20 protein-coding genes are annotated in these 26,396 nt (G+C 68.7%); 14 read left to right on the top strand and 6 right to left on the bottom strand.

Annotated features, from left to right (window positions below; all coding sequences use genetic code 11):
* Window positions 1-24: 24 nt before the first annotated feature.
* Window positions 25-2,379 carry a TonB-dependent receptor gene (locus IE191_RS11650; RefSeq protein ID WP_191324527.1) on the top strand — a complete coding sequence of 785 codons (2,355 nt, stop codon included), beginning with the start codon at window positions 25-27 and terminating at the stop codon, window positions 2,377-2,379.
* An 86-nt stretch (window positions 2,380-2,465) separates the two neighbouring features.
* The gene (locus IE191_RS11645) at window positions 2,466-3,422 is read left to right on the top strand and encodes an alpha/beta hydrolase (RefSeq protein ID WP_229815279.1); all 957 of its coding nucleotides are present in this window, start codon (window positions 2,466-2,468) and stop codon (window positions 3,420-3,422) included.
* Here the strand turns inward: IE191_RS11645 and IE191_RS11640 are convergent.
* The 4 genes from IE191_RS11640 to IE191_RS11625 all read right to left on the bottom strand — a co-directional run bounded on the left by IE191_RS11640 (window position 3,419) and on the right by IE191_RS11625 (window position 7,568).
* On the bottom strand, window positions 3,419-4,669 hold the full coding sequence (locus IE191_RS11640) for an arsenic transporter (RefSeq protein WP_191324525.1): 1,251 nt from the start codon (window positions 4,667-4,669) through the stop codon (window positions 3,419-3,421). The two genes, IE191_RS11645 and IE191_RS11640, sit on opposite strands and share 4 nt — an antisense overlap.
* Window positions 4,670-4,677: 8 nt before the next feature.
* On the bottom strand, window positions 4,678-5,970 hold the full coding sequence (locus tag IE191_RS11635; RefSeq protein ID WP_229815277.1) for an MFS transporter: 1,293 nt from the start codon (window positions 5,968-5,970) through the stop codon (window positions 4,678-4,680).
* A 78-nt stretch (window positions 5,971-6,048) separates the two neighbouring features.
* Window positions 6,049-6,906: an alpha/beta fold hydrolase gene (locus IE191_RS11630; RefSeq protein ID WP_191324524.1), complete on the bottom strand. Its 858-nt coding sequence runs from the start codon at window positions 6,904-6,906 to the stop codon at window positions 6,049-6,051.
* Window positions 6,903-7,568 carry a TetR/AcrR family transcriptional regulator gene (locus tag IE191_RS11625; RefSeq protein ID WP_191324523.1) on the bottom strand — a complete coding sequence of 222 codons (666 nt, stop codon included), beginning with the start codon at window positions 7,566-7,568 and terminating at the stop codon, window positions 6,903-6,905. Before IE191_RS11625 ends, IE191_RS11630 begins: the two co-directional genes overlap by 4 nt.
* A 126-nt stretch (window positions 7,569-7,694) precedes the next feature.
* Here IE191_RS11625 and IE191_RS11620 point away from each other — a divergent pair, with 126 nt between their 5' ends.
* Together IE191_RS11620 and pip are read left to right on the top strand one after the other, a co-directional pair.
* Window positions 7,695-8,957: a spinster family MFS transporter gene (locus IE191_RS11620; protein ID WP_191324522.1), complete on the top strand. Its 1,263-nt coding sequence runs from the start codon at window positions 7,695-7,697 to the stop codon at window positions 8,955-8,957.
* 30 nt (window positions 8,958-8,987) lie between these two features.
* Window positions 8,988-9,932: a prolyl aminopeptidase gene (gene pip / locus IE191_RS11615; RefSeq protein WP_191324521.1), complete on the top strand. Its 945-nt coding sequence runs from the start codon at window positions 8,988-8,990 to the stop codon at window positions 9,930-9,932.
* Here the strand turns inward: pip and IE191_RS11610 are convergent.
* Complete coding sequence (locus IE191_RS11610) at window positions 9,920-12,952, bottom strand: sensor histidine kinase (protein WP_191324520.1); 3,033 nt, start codon at window positions 12,950-12,952, stop codon at window positions 9,920-9,922. The genes pip and IE191_RS11610 overlap by 13 nt on opposite strands.
* 76 nt (window positions 12,953-13,028) lie before the next feature.
* On the bottom strand, window positions 13,029-13,712 hold the full coding sequence (gene nfsB, locus IE191_RS11605) for an oxygen-insensitive NAD(P)H nitroreductase (protein ID WP_191324519.1): 684 nt from the start codon (window positions 13,710-13,712) through the stop codon (window positions 13,029-13,031).
* Window positions 13,713-13,853: 141 nt separating this feature from the next.
* Here nfsB and IE191_RS11600 point away from each other — a divergent pair, with 141 nt between their 5' ends.
* The 10 genes from IE191_RS11600 (at window position 13,854) to IE191_RS11555 (ending at window position 26,363) form a co-directional block, all read left to right on the top strand.
* Complete coding sequence (locus tag IE191_RS11600; RefSeq protein ID WP_191324518.1) at window positions 13,854-14,201, top strand: ArsR/SmtB family transcription factor; 348 nt, start codon at window positions 13,854-13,856, stop codon at window positions 14,199-14,201.
* A complete protein-coding gene (gene arsC / locus IE191_RS11595) occupies window positions 14,198-14,626 on the top strand; it encodes an arsenate reductase (glutaredoxin) (RefSeq protein WP_191324517.1) in 429 nt (142 codons plus the stop codon). Before IE191_RS11600 ends, arsC begins: the two co-directional genes overlap by 4 nt.
* A 3-nt stretch (window positions 14,627-14,629) precedes the next feature.
* On the top strand, window positions 14,630-15,658 hold the full coding sequence (gene arsB, locus IE191_RS11590) for an ACR3 family arsenite efflux transporter (RefSeq protein WP_191324516.1): 1,029 nt from the start codon (window positions 14,630-14,632) through the stop codon (window positions 15,656-15,658).
* Between the two features lie 159 nt (window positions 15,659-15,817).
* Window positions 15,818-18,124, top strand: coding sequence for a TonB-dependent receptor (locus IE191_RS11585; RefSeq protein WP_229815275.1), 2,307 nt, complete (start codon window positions 15,818-15,820; stop codon window positions 18,122-18,124).
* Window positions 18,118-19,260 (top strand): phosphotransferase enzyme family protein, encoded by a 1,143-nt coding sequence (locus IE191_RS11580; protein ID WP_229815292.1) that lies wholly within the window; start codon window positions 18,118-18,120, stop codon window positions 19,258-19,260. Before IE191_RS11585 ends, IE191_RS11580 begins: the two co-directional genes overlap by 7 nt.
* Window positions 19,257-19,838, top strand: coding sequence for a nicotinamide riboside transporter PnuC (gene pnuC / locus IE191_RS11575; RefSeq protein ID WP_191324514.1), 582 nt, complete (start codon window positions 19,257-19,259; stop codon window positions 19,836-19,838). The genes IE191_RS11580 and pnuC overlap by 4 nt, the downstream gene beginning before the upstream one ends.
* Window positions 19,839-19,913: 75 nt before the next feature.
* Complete coding sequence (locus IE191_RS11570) at window positions 19,914-21,623, top strand: FAD/NAD(P)-binding protein (RefSeq protein ID WP_191324513.1); 1,710 nt, start codon at window positions 19,914-19,916, stop codon at window positions 21,621-21,623.
* Between the two features lie 74 nt (window positions 21,624-21,697).
* Window positions 21,698-22,279 carry an RNA polymerase sigma factor gene (locus tag IE191_RS11565; RefSeq protein WP_229815273.1) on the top strand — a complete coding sequence of 194 codons (582 nt, stop codon included), beginning with the start codon at window positions 21,698-21,700 and terminating at the stop codon, window positions 22,277-22,279.
* Window positions 22,276-23,244: a FecR family protein gene (locus tag IE191_RS11560; RefSeq protein ID WP_191324512.1), complete on the top strand. Its 969-nt coding sequence runs from the start codon at window positions 22,276-22,278 to the stop codon at window positions 23,242-23,244. The genes IE191_RS11565 and IE191_RS11560 overlap by 4 nt, the downstream gene beginning before the upstream one ends.
* Window positions 23,245-23,492: 248 nt before the next feature.
* Window positions 23,493-26,363, top strand: coding sequence for a TonB-dependent receptor (locus IE191_RS11555; RefSeq protein WP_191324511.1), 2,871 nt, complete (start codon window positions 23,493-23,495; stop codon window positions 26,361-26,363).
* The last annotated feature ends 33 nt before the right edge of the window (window positions 26,364-26,396 follow it).

Genomic DNA, 26,396 nt, shown 5'->3' with positions numbered 1-26,396 from the left:
CCGATTGCACAGGGAGAGAGAACCATGACCCATCGCACCCTTTTGCTGGCCACTGCCGGCATCGTCGCACTGGCAACGCCGGCTCTGGCACAGGAAGCCGCGCCCACTGCGGCTGCTGGCACAACCGATTCCATGCCCGCCGAAATCGTGGTGACCGCGCAGAAGAGCAGCGAGCGCATCAGCAAGGCGCCGATCGCGGTGAGCGTGGTCGCGCAGGGCCTGCTCGATCGCCAGGGCCTGACCACCGGCGAGCAACTGGCCACCACCGTGCCTTCGCTCAAGCTGTCGCAGAACGGCTTTGCCATTCGCGGCATCGGCAGCAACAACGGCTTCAGCGGCTATTCCACCGTCGCCACCCAGATCGACGGCATCTACAACCCGTTTTCCGCCGCGCTGACCATGGCGGTGTTCGACATTGCCTCGGTCGAAGTGCTGCGCGGGCCGCAGGGCACGGTCTATGGCCGCAATGCCACCGCGGGCGTGGTCAACATCAACACCGCCGATCCGGGCCGCACCTATGGCGGCAGCGCCAGCGTGCAATATGGCCGCTTCAACGATATTCGCGCCCAGGCGGCGATCGACCTGCCGGTCAGCGACACTTTCGGCATCCGCATTGCCGCGTTCCACCAGGTCAACGATGGCTATGGCCCGCAGTTCAAGGCCGACCGGTTCGACAAGACCGACCTGCTCGGCACGCGCGTGACCGCCAAGTGGGAAATCACGCCGACGCTGAGCTGGCGCGTTTCGGGCGCCTATGGTGAAAACAACAGCACGGTGCCCGCCGTCTATCTGCGCAACTACACCTATTATCCCGATGCCGATCTCAAGGCAGGCACGTTTGGCAAGGGCGTGATCGTGCAGAGCGACGCGGTCAATCCGGGGCTGGATACGGTCACGGCCAATCGCCAGGCGGTGAAAAGCTATGATGTCCGCTCCAAGATGGTGTGGCGCGCGTCGAACGCGCTGAGCCTCACCTGGCTGGCCGGCTATTCCGAGCTGAAGAACAACGGCGTGACTGCCTCGACCGGGGTGTTCTCTCAGGAATACCTCAACCAGCGCATGCAGACCTGGTCGCACGAACTGGACGTGAACTATGAAAGCGGCCCGCTCAAGCTGGTCGCCGGCGCCTATATCTCGGAAGACAAGCAGCCTTCGGGCCAGCGCCTGCTGCACGCCGGCAATACCGCACCCGCGCCGTTCAACAGCGTCTACAACATCTTCGGCGCCAAATATGCCGGCACCGGCAACGAGATTTCCACGATCAGCGCGGTCGACGTGGTCAACACCTATTCCGGCACGGGCAGCCGGTCCAAGGCCCTGTTCGGCCAGGCGACGATCAAGCCGGTATCGGGCCTGCGCATCAACCTGGGCCTGCGTTCCACCTGGGACACCGTGTTCTCGCGCGAGCAGCAACTGGTTTGCCCCGGCGATACGGTGACGCGCAGCAACATCAGCGCCACCACCTGCCCCACGTCATCCACCCCGCTTGCCTATACCGACGACAGCAATCGCCCGGCGGTCAAGTTCAGCAAGGTGAACTGGAAGATCGGCCTGGACGCCGATATCACGCCCGACGTGATCGGCTATGCCTCGGTGTCCACCGGCTATCGCGGCGGCGGCTTGCAGGCCAGCACCAACCCGGCCGGGTTCCGCCAGTATGCGCCCGAAACGGTCACCAACTATGAAGCGGGCCTGCGCGCCAACCTGCTGGGCAACCGCCTGTTTGTGGGCCTGACTGCCTATCAGATGGATTACAAGGACTTGCAGGTTTCGACGATCATCGTCGATCCGGTGCAGGGGCCGATTGCGGTGACGACCAATGCCGCCAAGGCGCGCATTCGCGGGCTGGAGCTGGAAACCACGTTCCGGCCGACGTCGGCCGACCGCTTCTCGGGCTATATCTCGGTCATGGATGCCAAGTTCCTCAGCTTCGCCGATACGCCCGATGGGCTGCTCTATGCCGACACGATGTACAACATCTTCGCGCCGCTGCTGGGTTATTCGGCGATCACTGCGGCGACGACCGACAATTCGGGCAAGCGCCTGCCCAACGCGCCCACGTTCAGCGCGCGCGCCAGCTATTCGCACAGCTTCACGCTGAATTCGGGGGCGAAGATCACCCCGGCGGTGGATTTCTATTACCAGACCCACAGCTATGCCACCGCGCAGAACATCGCGCAGGGGCTGATCGATGGCTATACCAAGACCGACCTCAACCTTCAGTTTGACGATGCAAGCGGCCATGCCTACGTCAATTTCTTCGTCAACAACCTGGAAGACCGCCGCATTCCCACGGTGGTGACCCCGGTGTGGAGCTCGACCACGGCCAGCTATGCGCCGCCGCGCACCTATGGCGTGCGGATCGGTTTCAAGTATTGAGGCCTTTGGGCAATCATGCGGAAGGGAGGGCGATGGACCATGCGATCGATCGGCGGAGGCTCTTGGCCACGGCGGGAAGCGCGCTGATGGCCGGCGTCCTTCCTCCCGGCCTGGCCAGCGCTGCCACCGGCGACGTCCGTCCGCCGTTGCAGACGCCGATCGGCGCCAGCCCGCTGCCGGCGCGCTGGCAAGCGGCGGAAGCGGTGCGGCTGTGGCCGGGCGCGGCACCGGGCGGCACGTTCCACCCGGCGGGGCGGGCGGCAGACCTGGCGGCCACGTTCCTGACCGACGTGGCCGTGCCGGAGCTGCGCGTGTTCCGGCCGCGCCAGGCCAATGGCCGCTCGCTGCTGGTCGTGCCGGGCGGCGCCTATACGTTCGTGTCGGTGCGCAACGAGGGCCTCGATGTGGCCGATGCCTTCACCGCGCTGGGCTATACGGTGTTCGTGCTGGTCTATCGCCTGCCCGGCGAAGGCTGGACGCCCCGCGCCGACGTGCCGCTGGCCGATGCCCAGCGCGCCATGCGGGTGATCCGCGAGGCGGCCGGATCGGCCGGATTGGATCCGGCGCAGGTGGGCGTGATCGGCTTTTCGGCGGGCGGGCATCTGGCGGCGTCGCTGCTGACCGGCTTTGGCGAAGCGCTGTTCCCGGCGCAGGACGCGATTGACCGGCTGGACGCGCGGCCAGCCTGCGGCGCGTTGCTCTATCCCGTGATCGCCATGGAGCCGCCCTATACCCACGCGCTGTCGTGCGCGCGGCTGCTGGGCGATCATCCCGATGCGGCGCTGGTCGCCCGGCGTTCGCCTGCGCGCCATGTCACGGCGCAGACGCCGCCGGTGCTGGTCGCCCATGCCTTCGACGATCCGGCGGTGCCGTGGCAGAACAGCACGCTGTTCATCGAGGCGATGCAGGCGGCGGGACGCCCGGTGGAAGCGCACTTCTTCGAGGAAGGCGGCCACGGCTTTGGCATTGGCCCGGCCAATGCGCCGGCTGGGCAGTGGCCGCGCCTGGCGTCTTCGTGGCTGGATCGCGCCTTTTCCGGCTAACCCATCAACACCCGGCACAACAGTGCCAGCGCCAGGGCCGGGGGCATAGCCAGCAGGCCAACCTTCAGGAAGGGAAAGAAGCCCACGTCTTCCCCTTCGCGGCGGATTACCTGAAGCCACAGGATCGTGGCGAGCGAGCCGGTGATCGACAGGTTCGGCCCCAGGTCCACGCCGATCAGCAGCGCATCGACAATCACGCGCGGCGGCTGGGCAAGGCCGACCGCGCCGGCCGCGACCAGCCCGGCGGGGAGATTGTTCATGACGTTGGACGCCAGCGCCAGGACCGTTCCGGCGGCGAGTGCGGCGCGGTGCGGATCGGCGGCGGCCTGCGACAGCATATAGGCGATCGCGCGGATCGTGCCGATCCGGTCGAGCGCCTCGACCAGCACGAACAGCCCGGCGACCAGCGGCAGCACACCCCATGAGACCTGGCGCGCCAAGGCGAGCGGCGATTGCCGGGCGCGAAGCGAAACGCCGATGGCGGCCACGATTCCGGCAAGCGCGGTGGGCAGGCCAAGCGGTTGGTCGAGGGCGGAGGCGGCGATCAGCACGCTGGCGGTGAGCGCGATGGCGAGCAAGGCCGCCCTTCCGGCGCGCGACAGCGAGGGCCGGGTGACCTGCGCGGCGCAGGGGCCTTGCAGGTCATGCCGGAAGGTCCAGCGCAGCACCGCATACGTGGCGCCGATCGCGGCGAGCGAAGGCAGCGCGAAAGCCGCGAGCCAGGGGCCGAGCGGCGGCATGTGCCCGCCATAGAGCACGAGATTGGCCGGGTTCGAGATCGGCAGGACGAAGCTGGCGGCATTGGCGATGAGCGCGCAGGCAAACAGCAGCGGCAGTGGCTCAGCGCGGGCCTGGCGCGCCACGGCGAAAACCGCCGGGGTCAGCACCACCGCCGTGGCATCGTTGGACAGGAACGTGGTGACCAGCGAGCCGGTGGCATAGACCAGCGTGAACAGCCGCGCGCGCGAGCCACGGGCGTGGTTGACGGCGGCTGCCGCGATCCAGTCGAACACGCCATGCTGGCGCGCCGCCTCGCTCAGCAGCATCATGCCGGTGAGGAACAGGTAGACGTCCAGCCCCTTGGCAATGGCGGTGCCGGCGTCCGCCACCGGCAGCAGCCCGGTGAGCACCAGCAGCGCGGCGCCGGTGACCGCCCAGATCCATTCGGGCCAGCGCATCGGGCGTGCGATGACGCCGGCGGTGGACAGGGTGGCGATGGCCCAGATGGCGCCGTTGGCACTTGGCATGGCGGCGCTCATGGCCGGGATGCGCCAGTCGCGCAAGCCGGGCGCAGCGTGGCGGCAAAGCCGATCCACAGGCCCAGGCTGACCAGGGCAAAACCACCCAGGATCAGGAACGTCGCGTGATAGCCGAGCATCTGCGCGAGCCAGCCGCCGATCGCGGGAGAGAGACTGGCGCCCACCCCCTGCACGGTCATCACCGCGCCCTGGCCGACATTGACCCGCCCGGTGCCATCGAGCAGGCAGGCGATCAGGCCCGGCACGGCCACGCTTTGCAGGCCCGCGCCGATGCCATCCAGCGCCTGGACCGGCCAGACGCCCCAATGTTCGATGAAGGTGCCGGCCAGCACGCCGCGCAAGGGCAGCGCGGCAAACGAGATCAGCAGCACCAGCCAATAGCCGCGCCGATCAGCGAGCTTCATCGCCACGAGGCTGGCCACGATCATCACCGCCTGCGCCACCATCACCGTGGTGGCGGTGAACATCGCCGGATCGCCCTTGCCCATGCCGACCACGGCCAGTCCATAAAGCGGCAGCATCGCGCCATTGCCGAGATGGAAGCAGGCCAGGGCAGCGGCCAGGATCAGCAGTGGCTTGTTGCGCAACAGTTCGCGAAAGCCTTCGGCCTGGCCATCGCCGGTGCCGGGATCATCCGGCGCGGCGTGATCATGCTCCAGCCCGCGCGCGGCACGGTGGTCGATCGCGCGTTCGGGAATCGACAGGACCGCGATGATCGCGACAACGCCGAACGCGGCGGCGAGGAAGAAGATTGCCGGCATGCCAAAGCGCCAGCCGAGCCAGCCCGACAGGCCGGCGCCGATCATGTTGCCGGCGTGGTTCCACGCCTGGTTGCGCCCATTCTGGGCGTTGAAGCCGCGCTGGCGCACCACGCCCAGCGTGATCCCGGCCACCGCCGGGCCGATTGCCGCGCCGGCAATCGCGGTGGCCACCTGGCTGCCGGCGACAACCACGAAGGCCTGCGACCACAGCAGCAGGAACGAGGCCAGCACCGTGCAGATGCCGGTGATCACCACCACCCAGCGCTTGTGCGGCGTGTGATCGATGAACGCGCCGGCGGGAACGGTCATTGCCATGCCGGCAATCCCGCCGGCGGTCATCACCGTGCCGATCGGGCCGGTCTGCCAGCCGCGCTGTTGCAGGAACACGCCCAGAAACGGGCCTATGCCGGCCTGCATGTCGGCCATGAAGAAGTTAAGCGCTGCCAGCGCGCGGCGCGCCCGCCGGGCGTCGCCTGTCGCCGGCGCACCGGGGCCGAGATCGATTGCATTGCCTGCTGGTGCGCCCACGCCCGCTGCCCTTTTGCCTGACATTGCCGCACCAACCCGGGCACGGCGCATTGTTTCCCGGGCAACAAGGGCAGGCGTTCAGGGCAAGGGCGCCAGAAAGTCTGCGAGCGCGGCTTGCGCGGCCGGTTCGTCCAGCATCGGGGCATGGCCGATGCCGGGAACGGGCACCAAACGGGCCCGCGGCTTGCCCGCGACCATCGCCTCGGCAACGCGCTCTTCGAGCAGGTCGGTCTGGGTGCCGCGCAGCAGCAGGACCGGGCGCGCCGCGGCAAAGGCATGCCATTTGCCCCAGGGATCGGGATCGGCAACGATCCGGCCAAAGGCCTGGGCAATGGCAGGGTCATAATCGGCGATGACCATGCCGCCCTCTTCGCGGAACAGGCGGCGGGCCATGCCCATCCAGTCCGCCGCGCCATAGTGGGGAAAGACATCGGCGTTGAGCGTGGCACAGGCGCGCGCCGCCGCGTTCCAATCTGGCAGGGGCTCGCCCTTGCCGACATAGCCGGCGATCCGCGCCAGTCCTTGTGGCGCCAGTTCCGGGCCGATGTCGTTGATCACCGCGCCCGCCACGCGCGCCGGATGCTGCGTAGCGAGGTCCACGGTGATCAGCCCGCCCATCGACGTGCCCACGAACAGCGCGCGGGCCAGGCCCAGCGCATCGAGCAGGGCGATCACGTCGGCGGTGTAGGTGGCGATGTCATAGCGCGCCTCCGGGTCGCGCGCCGATTGCCCCCGCCCGCGCATGTCGAGCGCGAGGACGCGGCGACCGCGCGCGGCGAGCCAGGGCGCCACCGCTTCGAAATCGCGCGAATTGCGGGTCAGGCCGTGGAGGCAGACCACCGGCAGGCGCGCCGGGCCGGGCGCGGCGGCATAGTCACGCGCGAAGAGAGAGAGGCCATCGGGTGCGGTCCAGGTGCGCTCTGCAAACAGGCTCATGCCGGGGTGTCCGTGGCGGCGGGCGGGGTCAGGCCATGGGCGAGCAGGCGGCCGGTTTCCTGCACCACGCTTTCGGGTGGCTCGTCGCCCCACACGCCAAAGCGCAGGCCCAGGAACACGTTCATCCCCATGATCGCCCAGGCGCGCACTTCGCTGTTGCCGGGGCTGATTTCGCCACGCTGGGCTGCGGCTTCCAGCCGGGCGGCGATGCGCGCGGCGGAATTGGTGTAGTGTTCGCGGTAGGCGGCCGGATCGACGAATTCGGATTCGTCGATGATGCGGTAGATCTCTTTATGTTGGCGCACGAAGTTGAGATAGGCGAGCTGCCCGGCGGTTTCGGCGGCAAGCTGGTTGGGGGCAGCAGCGATGCTGGGGCCGACGAAATCCTTCACCTGGCCCGAAAGATCGCGCACCAGCGCCTGGAAGATCGCTTCCTTGCTGTCGAAATAGACATAGAAGCTGCCCGTGGCGACACCGGCGCGCGCGGTGATCTGGCTGATCGCGGCATCGTGAAAGCCCTTTTCACCGAATTCCTCGGCCGCGGCATTGAGCAGCGCGCGCAAGGTGCGGCGGCCACGCTCGGTCTTGGGCACCTTGGATGGGCGCGGGGCAGACGCGCTCGGGGGAGCAGGGGGCGCAGGAGCAATCCGGGTTTCAGCCATCGACAGCCGCTTTCTAAATTGAAGCGTGATTCATTTTTCACTATTAAGCCGGAACCGGCCAAGAGCGCAAGCTACAGCCAAGGCCACCCCACGCTCAATGGGGCCGCGCTCACTGGGGAGAGAGAGATGCCCGATGCTGACAACCCGCCCGCGTCCCGGCGCCTGACACGCCGGCCAGCCTTCGTGCTGGCGATGCTGCTGGTGGTCTATACCTTCAATTTCATCGACAGGCAGATTCTGGGCATCCTGGCCGGGCCGATCAAGGCCGATCTGGGGTTGAGCGACACGCAACTGGGCGCCCTGGGCGGCTTTGCCTTTGCCTTGCTCTATTCCACCATGGGCCTGCCCCTGGCCTGGCTGGCCGACCGGCGCGGACGCACCCCGGTGATCGCCGCTTCGCTGGCGGTGTGGAGCGCGTTTACCGCGCTGTGCGGCATGGCCTCGGGCTATTGGGCGATGTTTGCCTGCCGCCTGGGCGTCGGCGTGGGTGAGGCGGGCGGGGTGGCGCCATCCTATGCGCTGATTTCCGATACCTTTGCGCCGCAGCAGCGAGCCCGCGCGCTGGCGATCTATTCGCTGGGCATTCCGCTGGGCTCGGCAGCGGGCATCCTGCTGGGCGGCTATGTCGCGGCGGCGGTGAACTGGCGTGCGGCGTTCCTGGCGGTGGGGCTGGCGGGCCTGGCGTTCACGCCGCTGTTTGCCTGGACCGTGCGCGATCCCCGGCGGCCCGGCGAGGGCGAAGCGCCGGCCATGCGCGCGGTGCTGGCGATCCTGGCCGCCAAGCGCAGCTTCTGGCTGCTCGCGTTCGGTGCGGCCTCGTGCTCGATGATGGGCTATGGCCTGGCGTTCTGGCTGCCCTCGCTGATGCGCCGCTCGTTCGGGCTGGGGCTGGTGGAAACCTCGCAGTTCTTTGGCCTGCTGCTGTTGCTGGGGGGAACGGCGGGGGTTCTGGCCGGCGGCGTGCTGGCCGATTGGCTGGGCACGCGCAGCCGCGCGGCCTATGCCCGCGTGCCGGCGCTCTCGTTCCTGGCCGGGGTGCCGCTGTTCGTCGCCGGGCTGCATGCGGGCGGCGCGGCCCTGGCGTTCTGGTTGTTCCTGCTGCCCCAGGCGCTGGTCTACATCTGGCTCGGCCCGATCCTGACGGCGGTGCAGCATCTGGTGCCCGCGCCGATGCGCGCCACCGCCTCTGCCGCGTTCCTGCTGATCAACAACCTGATCGGGGTGGGGCTGGGCGCGCTGACCATCGGCACCCTGTCAGACAGTCTGACGCCGCACTTCGGCAACGATGCGCTGCGCCAGGCGATTCAGATCGGGCTGGGCTTCTATGTGCTGGCGGCGCTGCTGCTGCTCGCGGGCAGCCGCCATCTGGCGCGCGAATGGGTGGATTGATTTAACCGCCGGGGAGCGCGACAAGGCGCCATGCTGCGCACACTCTATCCCGAAATCGAACCCTATGAAACCGGCCTGCTCGACACCGGCGAGGGGCATCAGGTCTATTACGAACGCTGTGGCACGCCCGGCGCGACGCCGGCGGTCTTCGTCCATGGCGGGCCGGGCGGCGGCTGTTCGCCCACCCATCGCCGCCTGTTCGATCCGGCGCGCTATGACGTGCTGCTGTTCGACCAGCGCGGCTGCGGCCGATCCACCCCGCATGCCGAGCTGGAGGCCAACACCACCTGGCACCTGGTGGCCGACATGGAGCGGCTGCGCGCGCTGACCGGCGCGGAGCAATGGCTGGTGTTCGGCGGATCGTGGGGCTCCACGCTTTCGCTAGCCTATGCCCAGGCCCATCCCGAGCGGGTGAGCGCCCTGGTGCTGCGCGGCATCTATCTGGGCACGCGCGAAGAGGCGGACTGGTTCTATCAGTTCGGCGTGCCGCAGATCTTTCCCGACAAGTGGGCGCGCTTTGCCGCGCCGATCCCGCCCGAAGAACGCGGCGACATGCTGGGCGCCTATCACCGGCGGCTGACCACCGGGCCGCTGGAGCAGCGGATCGCGGCGGCGCGGGCGTGGAGCCTCTATGAAGGCGAGACGATCACCCTGCTGCCCGATCCGGCCAACAGTGCGCAGCACGATGACGGGCATTTCGCGCTGGCCTTCGCCCGGATCGAGACGCACTATTTCGTCAACCGCTGCTGGCTGGAACCGGGCCAGTTGCTGCGCGACGTGGGGCGGCTGCGGCACATTCCCGCCACGATCGTGCATGGCCGCTATGACATGCCGTGCCCGGTGCAGTTCGCCTGGGCGCTGCACCAGGCCTGGCCCGAGGCGGAGTTCCATCTGGTGGATGGCGCCGGCCATGCCTTCAACGAGCCGGGCATTCTCGACCAGTTGATCCGCGCGACTGACCGCTACGCGCGATAGGCGGTGCGGCCGGGCACGCGCAACTGCACCACCGCGCCGCCCTGCGCGCCGTTGCGGATATCGATCCGCGCGCGCAGGCGGCCGGCCCGCTCGCGCATGCCGACCAGGCCGAAATGCCCCTCCGCGCCGCATGGCGCACCGGCAAAGCCCACGCCATCGTCGCTGATGCGCAGGATCAGGTCGCACGGGCCGAAATGCAGCGCCACCGTGATGGTCTGGGCACTCGCGTGGCGCCGCGCATTCTCGACCGCTTCCTGCGCCACGGCCAGGCATTCCTCTGCCACGCCGGCGGCCACTTGGCGCGGCTTGCCGGTGATGCGCAGCACCACGGGCGGCGGTTGCGTATCGGCGCACCCTTGCGTGGCGAGCGGCGCCAGTGCCTGGCCCAGATCGACGGCAGCGGCCGACTGCGCGCGCAAATCGATCACCCGGTCGCGGGCGGCGGCGACCACATCATCGCCCCGTTCCAGCACGGCATCGAGTTCGGCCCGCGTGGCCGGATCGAGCGAAGCGCGCGTCGCCACGGCCTGGAACCGCAGGATCAGGCCCTGCACGCCTTGCAGCAAGGTATCGTGCAATTCGCGGGCAATGCGCTCGCGTTCCGCCACCTGCCCCTCGCGCTTGGCCCGCGCCCGCGCCAGCAGCACGCGGGTGCGCTGGAGATAGAGCGCACGGGCCAGCACGAGGATCACCGCCGCCACGGCCAGGCGAAACCAGGTGGTCTGCCAGAACGCGGCGCGGATGGTGAAGGCCAGCGCCGCGCCCTGCGGCTGCCAGGCGCCCTGGCGATCGGTGGTCTGCACTTCAAAGCGATAGGCGCCGGGGGCGAGGTTGGCATAGGATATGTCCTGCGCCGTGCCGTTGCCGGCCCAGGTTTCATCCAGGCCGGACAGCCGCACGCGGAAGCGGCGCTGGCTGGGCGTGGCCAGATCGAGCACGCCATAGCGGATGGTGACCTGCGTGGTGCCGACCGGCAGCACGGGCGCGCCGCTCGCGGCAATCTCGTTGCCGTTCGCCTCCAGAGCGCGCACGAACAGGCGATAGGGCGCCTCGGGCAGCGGGCTGGACCAGGGCAGGGCTTCCAGCACCCCGGAGCGAGTGAGCGCCAGCACGCGGCCGCCGCCATCGGCCACCATCTGCTCGCCCGCGCCCGGCTGGGGCAGGGCAATGCGGCGATCATCGTCATCGAACGTGGTGTGGGGGATCGGCCGGCGCGGTGCGGCAAAGGCACCGTCCAGCGCGGCGGTGGCGACGCGCGACAACCCGCGATAGCCGAGCAGCCAGGTGGTGCCGTTGCCGGTGGCGATGATGCCACGTGTGTCGAACAGCCAGGGGTGATCGGCCACGTCGAGCACCTGCATGCCCTTGTCGGTCAGGCGCAAGAGGCCGGTGGTGCCGCCCACCAGCACATCGTTGGCGCGCACGGTCAGCGAACCGGGGCGCTCGAAGCCGATCTGGCGCCCGTCCCAGATGGTGAGCTTGCCACGCTCCAATCGCGCCAGGCCGCGCCGTCCCAGGATCATCACCAAGCGGCCCTGATTGTCGAAGGCCAGGCTGCGCGGCGCGCCGAGCGGGGAGTCGATCGGCAGCGGCGCCCAGCCCGTGGCGGTGCGCCGGATCAGGCCCAGGCCACTGCCGCTGACCCACAGCGTGCCATCGGGGGCGACGGCGCAATCGAACATTTCCACCACCGACCGGGGCAGGGGCGCTGCCTGCCCGCGATGCGGCCCGGCCAGCGCCACGGCGCGGTTGTGCTCCAGCGCCCAGACATCGCCGTTGGCCCCGGCGCACAGGCCCATGACGAAATCGTCGAGCGTGGCCAGGCGGCGTGGTGCCTGGCCGGGATCGAGGGCGAACACCGTGCGGCCATTGCCGAGATAGGCCCGCGCGCCCAGCGCGGTGGCGACCAGGCCGGTCGGTGCCGGGGCGCCAACCTGCGCCAGGCTGCGCAAGGGTGTGGGGGAAAAGCGATCGAGCCCGCGCTCGGTGCCGATCCAGACATTGCCGTCACGATCGGCGAGGATCGGCGAGGCGCGGTCCGAAGTCAGCCCGTCGCTTTCGCTGATGCGTTCCACTGCGCCGCTCTGCGGCCATATCGCCACCACGCCCGAAAGGTAGGTCGTGGCCCAGATACGCCCGAACGGATCGGCCACGGCCCGATAGAAATTGGCCGGTGGCAGGGCGGTGGCAGGCACGATCACGCGCTGCGCCGGGCCGGGCCGGGTCGCGGAAATCGCGCGCAGGCCGGAGCGGTCGATCAGATAGAGTGAAGAGTCTGCCGTCTGAACCAGGGCGCTGCCGCTCGATCGGCCGACCGGCCAGGGCTGCGCGCGGAACGGGCCGGGGCCGGGGCGCCCGCGAAACAGGCCACTGTTCCAGGTGTTGAACCACAGCTCCCCTTGGGCGGAGGTGAATTGCGGCTCGCCTTCGCTGGCGTCGAGCATCGCCGGGGCCACGGCCTGCCACCCGGTGGGCGTGTGGCGATAGACGGCGTGATCGCCGTCGCCCGCGCCGATCCACGGCTCTCCGTCCGGGCCGATGACGATGCGCGTGATCTCGCTGGCATCACCGGGCTTGCCCGCATCCTCAATATGGCCATGGCGATAGACCGCCATGCCGCCGCCACCGGCATAGCCCAGCCACACCGCGCCATCGGGGGCTGCGGCCAGCGCGCTGACTGCGGTGGCGGCGCGGGGGTGGCCGGGCGGCGGGGCAACCGGCTGGAACGTGGTGCCATCGAAGCGGAACAGCCCTTCGACGCTGCCCACCCACAGGAATCCGTCGCGATCCTGCGCCAGCGACTGGACGAAGCGCGGGGCACGATCCCGCACGGTCCAGGCGCGGTGCATCCAGGCGGGCGGCGCGGCCGGAAGAGCTGGGGCAGGGCGGGGCGGGGGAGGCGCAGCTTCTGGCGAGCCAGGTGCACTCGCGGCGGTGGCGGCGGCCAGCGCGAGCAGGCCGGCCAAGGCCAGCGCCCCGCTGCGCGGGCGAAGAAGGAATGGGCGGTGTCTGTGGATCATGCCGATGTTGGTTCCATCGGCAATCGCGCAGGCTTGCGCAAGGGCCTGTGTGGCAGGCCCTTGCGTTGCCTTCGGCTCAGACGCGGGTGATGATTGCGTCTGCCGGCAGGCGCGACTTGGGCAGGCGGCCGTTGTAGTCGGCGTCCTTGTCGGCATAGCCCAGCGCCACCACGAACAGGCTGTTGAAGCCCTTTTCGCGCAGGCCGAATTCGGCGTCGAGCACGCGCGTGTCGATGCCTTCCATCGGCGTGGCATCGATCCCCAGCGTGGCCGCGCCTAGCAGGAACTGCCCGAGGTTGAGATAGACCTGCTTGTCCAGCCAGTGCTGCTGGTCGCGCAGTTCATACTTGTGCAGGCCCGAGAACGTGAGGCGCCCGGCATGGACGCGGGCCTTCATCGCTTCGGGATCGGGGGCAAAGCGGCCATCGGCCTCTTCCTGCGCGGTGATGCGGGCGATGTGTTCGGGCGTGGCATCGATCAGGCTGGCAAAGACGACGACGTGCGAGGCATCGCGGATGCCCTTGGCGTTGAAGGCAAAGCGCTCCTGCGCGGCCTTGGCCACGCGCTCCTTGCCCTCTGGCGTGCCGGCGACGATGAAATGCCAGGGCTGGAGGTTTGTGCTCGACGGGCTGAAGCGCAACAGCTCTTCCAGCGTGGCGATGTCGGCATCGCTGATGCGGCGCGCGGGGTCATAGGCCTTGGCCGTGTGGCGGGTGCGAGCCGTGGCGAGAATGTCGGGGAAGGTGGCAATATCGGACAAAGGGGGAAACTCCGTTGAACCCGCAAGGGGCAGCGGCGTCCTCTATGGGTATCCGGGCGGCCACTATCCAGAGGCACGGCCCGTTATGCCGCCATGCATTTTCGGGCTGGCTATCACGGACATATCCATTAATCTGGATATATGGAAAACGAATCGGCCATCGCGACCCTGGGTGCGCTTGCGCAGGGCACCCGGCTCGACGTGTTTCGCACTCTGGTGCGGCACGAGCCCGAGGGGCTGCCGGCTGGCGACGTGGCGCGCGCACTGGGCGTGCCGCAAAATACCATGTCGGCCCATCTCGGCATCCTGGCCCGCGCTGGGCTGGTGCGAGCCGAGCGGCAGGGCCGCACGATCCGCTATCGCGCCGATCTCGACGCGCTGCGCGCGCTGATGCTGTTTCTCGTCACCGATTGCTGCGCGGGCAATGCCGCGCTCTGCGCGCCGCTGGTGGCGGCGCTTTCGCCCTGCTGTGGAAAGGACCCCGCGTGAGCGTGGATATCATCATCTATCACAACCCCGAATGCGGCACCTCGCGCAACACGCTGGCGATGATCCGCAATGCGGGGATCGAACCGCACGTGATCGAATATCTCAAGACCCCGCCCACGCGCGAAATGCTGGCGCAACTGATCGTGCGCGCCGGCATCGCGCCGCGTGCCCTGCTGCGCGAAAAGGGCACGCCCTATGCCGAGATGGGGCTCGACGATCCCGCCCTGCCGGACGCGGCACTGATCGACGCGATGATCGCCTGTCCGATCCTGATCAACCGGCCGCTGGTGGTGTCCCCGCTCGGCGTGAAGCTGTGCCGCCCGTCCGAAGCGGTGCTCGATCTGCTGCCGGCTGCGCAGCAGGGACCGTTCGCCAAGGAAGACGGGCAGGTGGTGATCGATGCCGCCGGTGAGCGGGTGGGCTGAACGGTGGGCCTGTTCGAACGCTATCTGTCGCTGTGGGTGGCGCTGTGCATCGCCGCCGGCGTGCTGCTCGGGCAGGCGCTGCCCCGCCTGTTTGCCGCGATCGCTGCGGCGCAGGTGGCGCAGGTCAATCTGGTGGTGGCGGCGCTGATCTGGCTGATGATCGTGCCGATGCTGCTCAAGATCGATTTCGCGGCGCTGGGCGCGGTGCGGCAGCACTGGAAAGGGGTGGGCGTCACCCTGCTGATCAACTGGGCGGTCAAGCCGTTTTCGATGGCGCTGCTCGGCACGCTGTTCATCGGCCACCTGTTTGCCGCCTGGCTGCCGGCGGGGCAGGGCCCATCCTATGTTGCCGGGCTGATCCTGCTGGCGGCGGCGCCGTGCACGGCGATGGTCTTCGTCTGGTCCAACCTGTGCGATGGCGAGCCCACTTTCACGCTGTCGCAAGTGGCGCTCAACGACGTGATCATGGTGTTCCTGTTCGCGCCGCTGGTCGGCCTGCTGCTGGGCGTGGCGGCGGTGCAGGTGCCCTGGGCCACGTTGCTGCTCTCGGTGCTGCTCTATATCGTGGTGCCGGTGATCGCCGCGCAAATCCTGCGCCGGGCCATGCTGGCGCGCGGCGGGCAGGCGTTGCTCGACCGGCTGTTGCGCGCGCTGGGGCCGGCGTCGCTGGTGGCACTGCTGGCCATGCTGGTGCTGTTGTTCGGGTTCCAGGGTCCGGCGATCGTGGGGCAGCCGCTGGTCATCGCGCTGCTGGCCGTGCCGATCCTGATCCAGGTCTATGGCAACGCGGCGCTGGCCTATTGGCTGTCGCGGCGGTTGGGCGTGGCCTGGTGCGTGGCCGCGCCCGCCGCGCTGATCGGCGCGTCCAACTTCTTCGAGCTGGCCGTGGCGGCGGCGGTATCGCTGTTCGGCCTGCAATCGGGCGCGGCGCTGGCAACGGTGGTGGGCGTGCTGGTGGAAGTGCCGGTGATGCTTTCGATCGTGGGCATGGTGAAAGCCACGCGCGGCTGGTACGAACGCAGACCTGCCTGACCGGCCTGCCCCGTTTCCCGCAAGGCCGTGCTTTCACGACGGCGCATAAGGGTGTAGGCGCGCGCCCTTTGCAGCACGATGAAAGAAAGAGTGACAGGGATGATCGGCACGACGCGCAGATGGAGCGGGCGCAGATGGGCCGGGATGGGCGCGGCCCCGATGCTGGCGTCCGCGCTGGCCCTGGCCGTGGCGGGCCTGGTGCCCCAACTGGCGCACGCCGCGCCGGATGGCGAGAGCGCAGACGCAGACGGCAATCGCCCGATCCGGGTGATCGGCCATCCCGATCCCGAAGGCCTGCTGCCCGATACCGCTGCGCCCAAGGCGGTCAGCGCGATCGGCGCGGCGTTCATCGAAAAGCAGGCGGCGACGTTCAACGCCTATCAACTGGTCAACATCCTGCCCGGCGCCAATGTCGCCAGCACCGATCCGTTCGGCCTCTCCACCTCGTCCAGCCTCACCCTGCGCGGGCTGGGCCAGGATGCCATCGGCGTGACCATGGAAGGCGCGCCGCAGAACGATATCGGCTATTACGTGGCCTATCCGGCGCAGTTCGCCGATCCGGAAAACATTGCGCGGGTGGAACTGAGCCAGGGCTCGGCCGATATCGCCTCTCCGGTGGTCAATGCCGTGGGCGGCCTGCTCGCGCTCAGCCTCGATGCGCCGCACCGCGATTTCGGCGTGCTGGCCGATGCCTCGCTCGGCTCGTTCAACGAACGCCGCGTGTTCGTGCGGGTGGACAGCGGCAACCTGGGGCAGAGCCCGCTGCGCGCCTTCGTGTCCTATTCCAACAACCGCGCCGACAACTGGCGCGGCCCCGGCGTGGACAAGCGCCAGCATATCGATGCCAAGATCATGGGCGAATGGGGCAACGGCAACACCGCGAGCCTTGCGGTCTCGTACAACGATGCCAGCAATTCCACCTATCGCAGCCCAAGCCTAGCCGATTGGCAGGCGCAGGGGCGCGGCTATAACCTTGCGGCCAGCTATGGCAGCGGCGATCTCAATTACTGGAACCTCTATCGCCAGCCGTTTCGCAATCTCTATTTCGCCGCGCCGGTGCATCTGGCGCTGGGCACCGGGCTGACGCTTGATGCCACCAGCTATCTCCAGTTCGGCTATGGCAATTCGCCCTATGGCGCCTCGATCGGGCCGGATGGCTATTACCCCGGCACCTATCTCGGCACCCAAGCGCTCGATGCGCCGCTCAAGCTCTCGGGCCTGGAAAACGGCGGCACGGTGAACGTGCTGGGCAACTGGCTGGGTGAACAGACCCGCGCCGGGCAGACCCTGCGGCTGACCCTGGCGCGCGGCGCCCACACGCTCACCGCCGGGCTGTGGCTCGACTATGGCAGCGACCGCGTGGTGGAAAGCTTTACCCCGCTCAATGCCAATGGCGATCCGGTGGACGGCTGGGGCCACGACGGGCCGGCGGTGCACACCGCCGATGGGCGGCTGTTCTCGCTGGCCGATACCAAGACGATCACCGTGGCCAAGGCGTTCTTCCTGGCCGACAGCATCGCGCTGGCCCCGCGTGTGACGCTCGACCTGGGCTTCAAGGGCGTTGACCTGCTGCATGCCGGGCGCAACAACCTGCCGGGCACGCAGGGGCGCGTGCATTTCGACAGCTTTGCCGCCTTGCCGCGCGCCGCGCTCCATGTGCAGTTGACCGACCGACAGCAGGTCTTTGCCAATGTGACCACCAATTTCCGCGCGCCGGACGAATACACGCTCTACGATACCTATGATGGCTATGGCGGCGTGGCTTCGGTCGGCACCACGGCGCTGAAGAACGAATATTCGCTGGCGCAGGAACTGGGCTGGCGCTGGCAGGGGCGCAACCTCTCGGCCTCGGCCACGGCCTTCCACTATGCCTTCCGCAACCGGCTGGTGGCGACCATGGCCAATGTGAACGGCGCGCTGGTCAACACGACGCTGAACGGCGGGCGACAGGAATCCTGGGGCGTGGACGGGGAAGTGGACTGGCGCCCGCTGGCGGGCATGAGCCTCTATGCCTCGGGCGAATGGCTGCATGCGCGGATCAAGGACAACCTGCCCGCGGATGGCGATTTTCTGCCCACGGCGGGCAAAGTGGCGGTCTCCAGCCCGGAATGGCAGTTTGCGCTGGGCGGTACCTATGACGACACGCGCCTGTTCGGCAGCCTGGCGATGAAATACCTGGGGCCGCAGTTCGCCACGTTCATGAATGACGAGCGCATTCCCGGCTATGCCACGCTCGACCTGTCGATCGGCGTGCATCTGGCGGGCTGGCTGGACGGCAAGCGCACCGATCTGCGCGTGAACGCGATCAACGTCACCGATCCGCACGTGCTGTCGGGCGTGCAGGCGGTGACCCCGGCGGCGCGCGACACGGTGGGCACGGGCGGCACGGTGATCACCGGATCGGCGCCGACCTATTACATCGGCAGCGGGCGCGCGTTCATGGTCACGCTGGCGCGGCAATTTTGAGCAGCGGCGCGCATCAGGTCCACGGCATGGGCACGGCGCTGGAGGCGCCGTCGTGGCCGCCGATCACCCTGGCCGAGGCGAGCGCCGTGCTGGCGCGCTGGCCGCAGGCGGGGGTGCCGGTGCGCCTCGCCTGGCACAGCCCGCGCCCGTTTTCCGCCGCCACGCTGGTGGAAACCGCCGCCGGCATGTTGTTCCTCAAGCGCCACCATCATACCGTGCGCAGCGTGGCCGGGCTGGGCGCAGAGCATGCGTTCCTGCGTCACCTGGCCGAGCATGGCCAGCCGGTGGTGCGCCCCTTGGCCGATGCGCAAGGCCAGACGGCGCTGGCCATGGGCGACTGGGTGTGGGAAGCGCATCCCGTGGCGCCGGGCGATGATCTCTATCGCGACGCTCCGTCGTGGACGCCGTTTCACAGCGAGGCCCATGCCCATGCCGCCGGCGCGGCCCTGGCCCGGCTGCATCGCGCAGCGGCCGACTATGCCGCCCCAGCGCGCCCGGCCGAACCCCTGGTGAGCAGCGCGACGATCCTTGGGTCTGGCGATCCGCTGCGCGCGGCGGTGGACTATGTGGCGGCGCGGCCCGCGCTGGCCGACTGGGTGGCCGGGCGGCCGTGGCAGGAGGAACTGGCCGAGGTGCTTGCCCGGCACGATGCCCCCGCCGTGGCTGGCGCCTTGCAGGCGCGGCCGAGCTTGTGGACGCACAACGACTGGCATCCTTCGAACCTGACATGGACGGCGGCGGGCACGATTGCCGCCGTGCTCGATTTCGGGCTGGCCGACCGGGGCTTTGCCCTGCTTGACCTTGCCATCGCGCTGGAACGCAGCACAGTGCGCTGGCTGGAGCTGGACAGCGGCAGCCAGAACCTCGCGCAGATCGCCGATGCGCGCGCCCTGCTGGCAGGCTATGCCAGCCAGGCGCCGCTGGATGCTGCCGATCGTGCGTTGCTGGCCCGGTTGCTGCCGCTGGCCCATGTGGAATTCGCGCTGGCCGAAGTGGACTATTTCGCCGGCACGGTGCGCCGCCAGGCCGATGCGGCGCTGGCCTGGCAGGGCTATCTGCTGGGCCATGCGGCGTGGTTTCGGGGGTCGGAGGGACAGGCCCTGCTGGCCGCGATTGCCGGGGGTGCGAGCCTATGAGCATGCTGGAATGGGTTGCCGTGGCGGTGAGCCTGCTGGGCATCTGGCTGACGGCGCGGCGGCTGATGGTGTGCTGGCCGGTCAACATCCTGGCCTGCGCGCTCTATTTCAAGCTGTTCCTGGACGTGAAGCTCTATGCCGACATGGTGCTCCAGGCGCTGTTCGGGCTGGCCATGGTCTATGGCTGGTGGGCCTGGTGGCGCAGCCGCCGTCAGGGCATGCCCGTTGCCGGAGACGTTGTCGTCGCCGCCCTGCCGCGCGGCTCGCTTGTGCTGGGGCTGGGCGCGGGGACGGTCGGCGCCATGGCGATCGGCTGGTTCACCAGCCATTATACCGATGCGGCGCTGCCGTGGATGGATGCGGCGCTGTCCAGTTTCAGCCTGGTCGCGCAAGTCTGGGCGGCGCGGCGCCATGCGGAAAACTGGCTGCTGTGGATCGTGGTCGACGTGATCTACGTCGGCATGTTCGTGTTCAAGGGGCTGTGGCTCACCGCCGGGCTCTATGCCGCGCTGGTCGTGCTCGCGGTGCTCGGCTGGCGGCAATGGCGCGGCCGGGGCATCGCGGTTTCGCCGGGCTAACCCATGTAAAGGGCTGGGCGATTTAGGCGCACTGTGGCGGAACCGCCATGGCCCCGCTGCCGTTGCCTTGCCATCATGTCAGCCACGCCCCGCGTGCCGGCGCGCTCCGGTCCTTTCCATCCGCTGTCCATTGCCATCGTCGGGGCCGGGCCAACGGCAGTCTATGCGCTCGATGCCTTGCAGCGCCAGGGCGTGGCCCATCGCGTCACGCTGCTGGAGGCGGGCGGCCAGCCGGGGCAGGGCATTCCGTTCAACGCCCGCCACAACGGCGCGCATCTGCTGGCCAATATCGCCGGATACGAGCTCCCCCCCGTGGGCGAAACGCTCAACGCCTGGGCCACGCGGCAAAGCCCGCAGCGCCAGGCGGCGCTGGGCTTGGCAGGCACGGCGCACGATCCGCGCGCCTTCTTTCCGCGCATGGCGCTGGGCGCCTATTATGCCGACCAGCTTGGCCGCCTGATGACGCCGGAAGCCGGGCCGTGCGCCACCGCGCTGCACTGCCATGCCGAAGTGCAGGACATTCTTGCCCGGCCCGATGGCGTTGAGGTGGTGTGGAAGCAGCGCGGCCGCCGGCACACGGCCGATTTCGACGCGGTGATCGTTGCCAGCGGCTATGGCAAGCCCGATGTCGGCGCGCGGCTGGCCGGGGCCACGGCGCGCACCGCGCATGGGCGCCGCGTGGCCGTGCTGGGCAGTTCGCTGAGCGCGATCGACGCGGCGGTGGAACTCGCCGTGCGGCATGGGCACTTCCATGAGGCGGGCGACGGCACGCTGCGCTATGCGCTGGAACAGCCCTTTGCCGTCACGTTCCTGTCGCGCCACGGCCTGCTGCCGGAGGCGGATTTCTGGGTGCCGGAAACCGCGCCGCCGCTGCGCCATTGCACGCCCGAGGCACTGGGCAGAGTGGTGCAGGGCCGCGCCGGAGACCTCGATCGCGCTTTTGCGCTGTTCGCCCGCGAGCTGGGCGAGGCCGATCCCGGTTACGCCGCCGCGCTGAACCTGGAGAGCTGCGATGTCGACAGCTTTGCCGAGCGCCATTTTTCCGCGCGCATGGCGGCCGATCCGTTCGCGCATGCCCGCGCCAATCTGGCCGAGGCGCGGGCCAGCCATGCCCAGCGCAAGGCCAGCCCGTGGCGCCACGCCATCCTGCGCCTGCACGAGGCCTTTGCCACCATCGTGCCCACACTCGCCGATGCCGACCTGGCGCGGTTCTCGCGTGGGCTCAAGCGCGTGTTCGTCGACAACTATGCCGCCGTGCCGCACCTGTCGGTGGTGCGCCTGCTTGCGCTGCACGACGCCGGGGTGCTTGCCGTCCAGCGCGTCGACGGGCGCCAGGGCGTCGCACGCGGACCGGACGGGGGCTGGCAGATCGCGGGGCAGACGTTCGATGACGTGATCGATGCGCGCGGGCAGGCGCCGCTGGGCCTGGAAGACTTTCCGTTTCCCACGCTGCGCTTGCACCTGTGCGCCCAGGCCCTGGCGCAGGAGCGCGAATGGCACGAAGGCCTGGCGCCAGCGCAAGGCCATGTGCTCGATCCCGAAGACCCCGCGCTGGCCCGCGTGCATGTGCTGTCCCTGCCGTTCCTGCTGCACCGCCACCCGTTCATCCAGGGCCTGACCGAGAGCGCGGCGATGGCCCGCGCCTGCGTCGCCGCCCTGATGCGCCGCGCGGAAGCGACGCCGCTGTCGCGCGACGACATCCACGTGGCCCTCGCCTGGCTGGATCGCACCGATCCGATCTACCAGGGCCACGACGTGCTGATGGTGGCGAGGCCAAGCGCCTGACGGCCGAGGCAAATTTTTTCGCCTGAGAAGTGACGGAAAGGCACGGGCGGTGCATCGGTGGGCAGATGCCTGCAATGTCTTCTTTCCTGATCGGCTGGGTCAGCCGCCACGTGCTGCCGCACGAGCGCGCCTTGCGCACCTGGTTGCGCACGGCGTTTCCGGCGATCGATGTCGATGACGTGATCCAGGAATCCTATTGCCGGTTGGCTGGCCTTTCCAGCGTGGAGCATATCGACGATCCCCGCCGCTATTTCTTTCGCGTCGCGCGCAATATCGTGCTGGAACAGGTGCGCCGCGAACGGGTGGTGCGGATCGAGGCGGCCAGCGGGCTCGCCGTGCTGGAGCAGGGGGGCGAGGACGAGGAATGCAGTCCGGAGCGGATCGTGGCCGGCCGCCTGGCGCTTGAGCGCGTGGAGCGCCTGATCGATGCGCTGCCCGAACGCAGCCGCAAGATCGTGCGCATGCGCAAGATCGAGGGCCTGCCCCAGCGCGAGATCGCCAGCCGTCTGGGCCTGAGCGAAAACGTGGTGGAGAACGAAGTGGCGCGCGGGCTGCGCCGTGTGCTGGACCAGTTGACCGAAGGCGAACGCGCCGAAATGCCCACGCGCCGCCGCGCCATGCTGGCGCGCCGCACCCGCCAGGGAGACCGCCCATGAGCGATGCGCCCGCCAACCCGATCGATGCGATCGCCTGCCAGTGGGCGGCCCGGCTGGACCGCGGCCTTGCCGGCGAAGAGGAAGCCGCGCTCGACGCCTGGCTGGCGCTCGATCCACGCCATCGCGGTGCCTTGCTGCGGGCGCAGGCGGGCATGGCCCTGCTCGATCGGTGCCGCGCGCTGCACGATGACGATGCGCCGGAGCAGGCGCCACAGGACGAAGCCCCCGATGACCATGCCCGATGGGGCGCCACCCGGCGCCAAGCCCTGGCGCTGGCCGGCGTGGGCGTGGCAGGCGGGCTGATCGGTGCCGCCGGCCTCGCGCTCTGGCCGCAGGGTTCGGGCATCCGCACCCGCATCGGCGAAATGCGCCGCGTGCCGCTCGCCGATGGATCGATGGCCGTGGTCAACAGCGGCAGCGAATTGAACGTCTCGTTCACTCCCCGCCGCCGCGACGTGGACCTCGCGCAGGGGGAGGCCTGGTTCCAGGTGGCCAAGGCACCCGATCGGCCGTTTACCGTCACGGCGGGCCGCGTGCGGGTGCAGGCGGTGGGCACCGCGTTCAATGTGCGCCGGGCCGGCCTGGGCGTGGACGTGGTGGTGACCGAAGGCACGGTCAAGGTATGGAGCGAGGGCGGCGAGGCGCAACTGGTCAAGGCCGGGCAGCGCGCGCGGCTGGACGATGGCGTGGGGCTGGCGGTCAGCCCGATCGCGGCCGATGCGGCCCAGCAGGAACTGGCCTGGCGCGAAGGGCAGATCGTGCTGGACGACGTGACGCTGGCCCAGGCCGCCCAGCGCTTCAACGCCTATCACGAGGATCGCCTGGAAGTGGACCCGGCGCTGGCCGACAAGCGCGTGGTCGGCTCGTTCCAGACCAACGACATGGACGGCTTTGCCCAGGCCTGCGCGGCCATGGTGGGCGGCCGGGTAGAGCGCGGCAACGGCGTCATCCGCATCCTGCGATAGGGTGTGTGGGGATTTGGGCCATGGCGGGCTGCGAACGGGCGCTTTCCGCGCTTCCGGTGCTCACGTACCTGAAGTACGCTGCGCTCCGGGTCGCGAAAATCACCCATTCTCGCTCCACCCTGGCCCAAATCCCCACACACCATAATTTTTTGCGGGTTTTTTGAACCGGGCCTGACGGAAATGCGTTGGCCGGTCATCTGTGGGGCTGAACGCTGCAAAGGCGTGAGAACCTGTCAGGGGAGGATACCATGCGATCGATCCATCGCTTCTGCATCTCGTCATCCGTGCTCGCCGGGGCGGCCGTCGTGGCCGTGGCCCCGGCCATGGCCGATGAACAGGTGCGCCAGTTCGACGTGCCCGGCCAGGCGGCCAAGGATGGCCTTGTGGTCTTCGCCCGCCAGGCCGGCATCCAGATCCTGGCGCCCGGCACGGCCACGCAAGGGCGGCGCATCGCCGCGATCAAGGGGCGCTATACCGTGCAGGACGGCCTGCGCCGCCTCGCCGCCTCGGGCCATCTGCGCCTGGTTTCGTTCGATGGCCGCACGGCGGTGTTTGCCGATGCCGGCCCGCTCGATCCCGCGCCCAGCCGCCTGCGTTCCGCGCCGCGCCCGCAGGCCGCGCCCGGCGCCGGGCAGGACGTGACCTCGCCGGCCAGCCCCAGCCAGCAAACTCCGGCGGCAGAGACGACCGCGCCCGAAGGCATCCAGGCCACCGAAGCCATCGTGGTGACCGGCAATACCTCGGGCCGCCGCACCCAGTTCAACTCGTCGAGCAACGTGACACTGGCGAGCGCCGCCGAACTGCAACGCAAGGCGCCGCGTTCCACCGCCGAAACGCTGGAGCTGGTGCCGGGCATCTTCGTGGAAGCGACGGCGGGTCCGGCATCCAACAACTATTCGGTGCGCGGCCTGCGCGGCGGCGGGCAGACGTTCATCACCCTGGAGCAGGATGGCCTGCCGATCCTCTATGGCGGTGGTGGTGCCGACTTCTATTTCCAGCAGGATCTCTCGGTCGATCGCATGGAAGCGGTGGAAGGCGGCACTTCGGGCGTGCTGGCCCCCAATGGCGCGGGCGCCACGATCAACTTCATCTCGCGCAAGCTCAATTTCGACAAGCTGGGCGGCCTGGCCCGGATCAGCGGCACGACCTATTCCGACTTTCGCGCCGATGCCTATCTCTCCGGCCCGGTGGCAGACGGGCTGGCCTATAGCCTGAGCGGCTATTTCTGGAGCCAGCGCGGCCAGCGCCATTCGCCGTTCCGCTACAACAGCTATCAGGTGAAGGGCCAGATCGAGAAGCGCTTCGACGACGATGGCTTCGTGCGCCTGACCGTGCAGCGGCGCGACGAGCGCGATCCCTATTATGCCGACATGCCGTTCGCCGTCGATGCCTCGGGCAAGATCGGCAGCATCCCGGGCACCGACCTGCGCTATGACAACATCCTGGGCGAAGGGTTCCGTTCGATCGCGGTGCCCGATGCTTCGGCCACGGGCAACCGGCTGCGCGTGTTCAACGGCAAGGATGGCATCCACACCACCTCGTGGACCTATCGCATCGACATGGAAAAGCCGCTGGCCGATGGCGTGAAGCTGTTCGCCCGCGCGCGCTATCTCGACGGCAACTACGATTTCAACGGCATCTTTCCGGGCAGCGGCTCGGGCACGGCAGGCCTTGCCTCGGCGGTCGATTACCTGACGCCGGGCACTTCGCCGATTGCCAGCACCCTGGCGGCCGGTGCGGCGGCTTTCCCCGGCACGACCCAATTCGGCATTCGCGACACCCTGACCGGCAAGGTGATCGCTGCGTCCGATGCTGCGACGCTGAACGCGCTTAACGGCAATGGCCTGCTCCAGCAGACGGTGCTCAATCACCAGACGCTGGCGACCAAGGATTTCGGCAGCAATTTCGGCGTGACGTGGGACGTGCGCGGCGATGCCGTGCAGAACTCGCTGACCGTGGGCGGCATGTATTACGACGTGCGCCGCCGCAACGACCAGTCGGCCGTGGCCACCCTGATCAACGATGTGCGCGACAATTCGCATATCTATGACGTGGTGGCGCTGAGCGCGGGCGGCGATGTGCTGGGCCAGCTCACCAACAATGGCATGCTCAGCTATGGCAACTGGGGCCAGGGCATTTTCAACGACCACGTCGAAAGCCTCTCGGGCTATTTCAACGACGAGCTGACGATCAACGACAAGCTGCACATCGACTTTGGCGCGCGCTATGAGCACCAGCACGTTTCGGCCAACATCGGCAATACCGCCGCTGTCAACGAAGCAGTGCCGGCCGGCACGCCGGGCCTGGCGCAGGACGTGGGCAGCACGTTCGACGGCACCTATACCCACTATTCGGCCAGCTTCCACGACTGGGCCTATACGGCGGGCATCAACTATGAACTGACGCCGGCTGTCTCGCTCTATGTGCGCGGGGCCAAGGGTTTCCAGACCAATGGCGCGGATACCGGCGGCACGCACGGGCCGACCGACCTGACGCTCTATGAAGGCGGGGTGCGGCTGCGCACGCCGTTCCTTTCGGCCTCGATCGTCGGCTTCCGCACGCTGTTCAAGAACCAGTCCTACCAGTTCATCGATCCGGCCGATCCGGCCAATGCGGTGAACGCGCTGGCCAACAACACCACCAACGGCGTGCAGCTTGATGCCGAAATCCGCCCGACGCGCAATTTCACCCTGACCGCCACCGGCGTCTACCAGGTGCCGCGCCTCAACAACCTGCGCTTCGATGGCGCGGCGCAGACGCAGTATGAAGGCAATACGCCCGAACGCACGCCGAAGAAGCTGCTGACGGTGACGCCCGCGTTCACGCTGCCCCATGGCCTGGGCGAGATCTATGGCCGCTGGAAATACATCGGCAAGATCTTTGCCGACGCCGGCAATGGCGTGGCCCTGCCCAGCTACAGCGTGTTCACCATCGGCACCAATCTCAACCTGACCGACCAGCTCAACCTGACGGTGAGCGTGGACAACCTGACCAACGCCAAGGGCTTTACCGAAGGCAACCCGCGCCAGGGCCAGACGCAGACGATCGTCAACGGCTATTTCTATGGCCGCGCGATCGCCGGACGCAATGCCATGGCCTCGCTCACCTATCGCTTCTGAGCATCCCCTCGCGCCGGGGGTTCCCCCTCCCAT

Source organism: Novosphingobium pokkalii (genome assembly GCF_014652855.1).
Classification (GTDB): Bacteria; Pseudomonadota; Alphaproteobacteria; order Sphingomonadales; family Sphingomonadaceae; genus Novosphingobium; species Novosphingobium pokkalii.
This window is presented reverse-complemented; position numbering and strand designations above follow the sequence as displayed.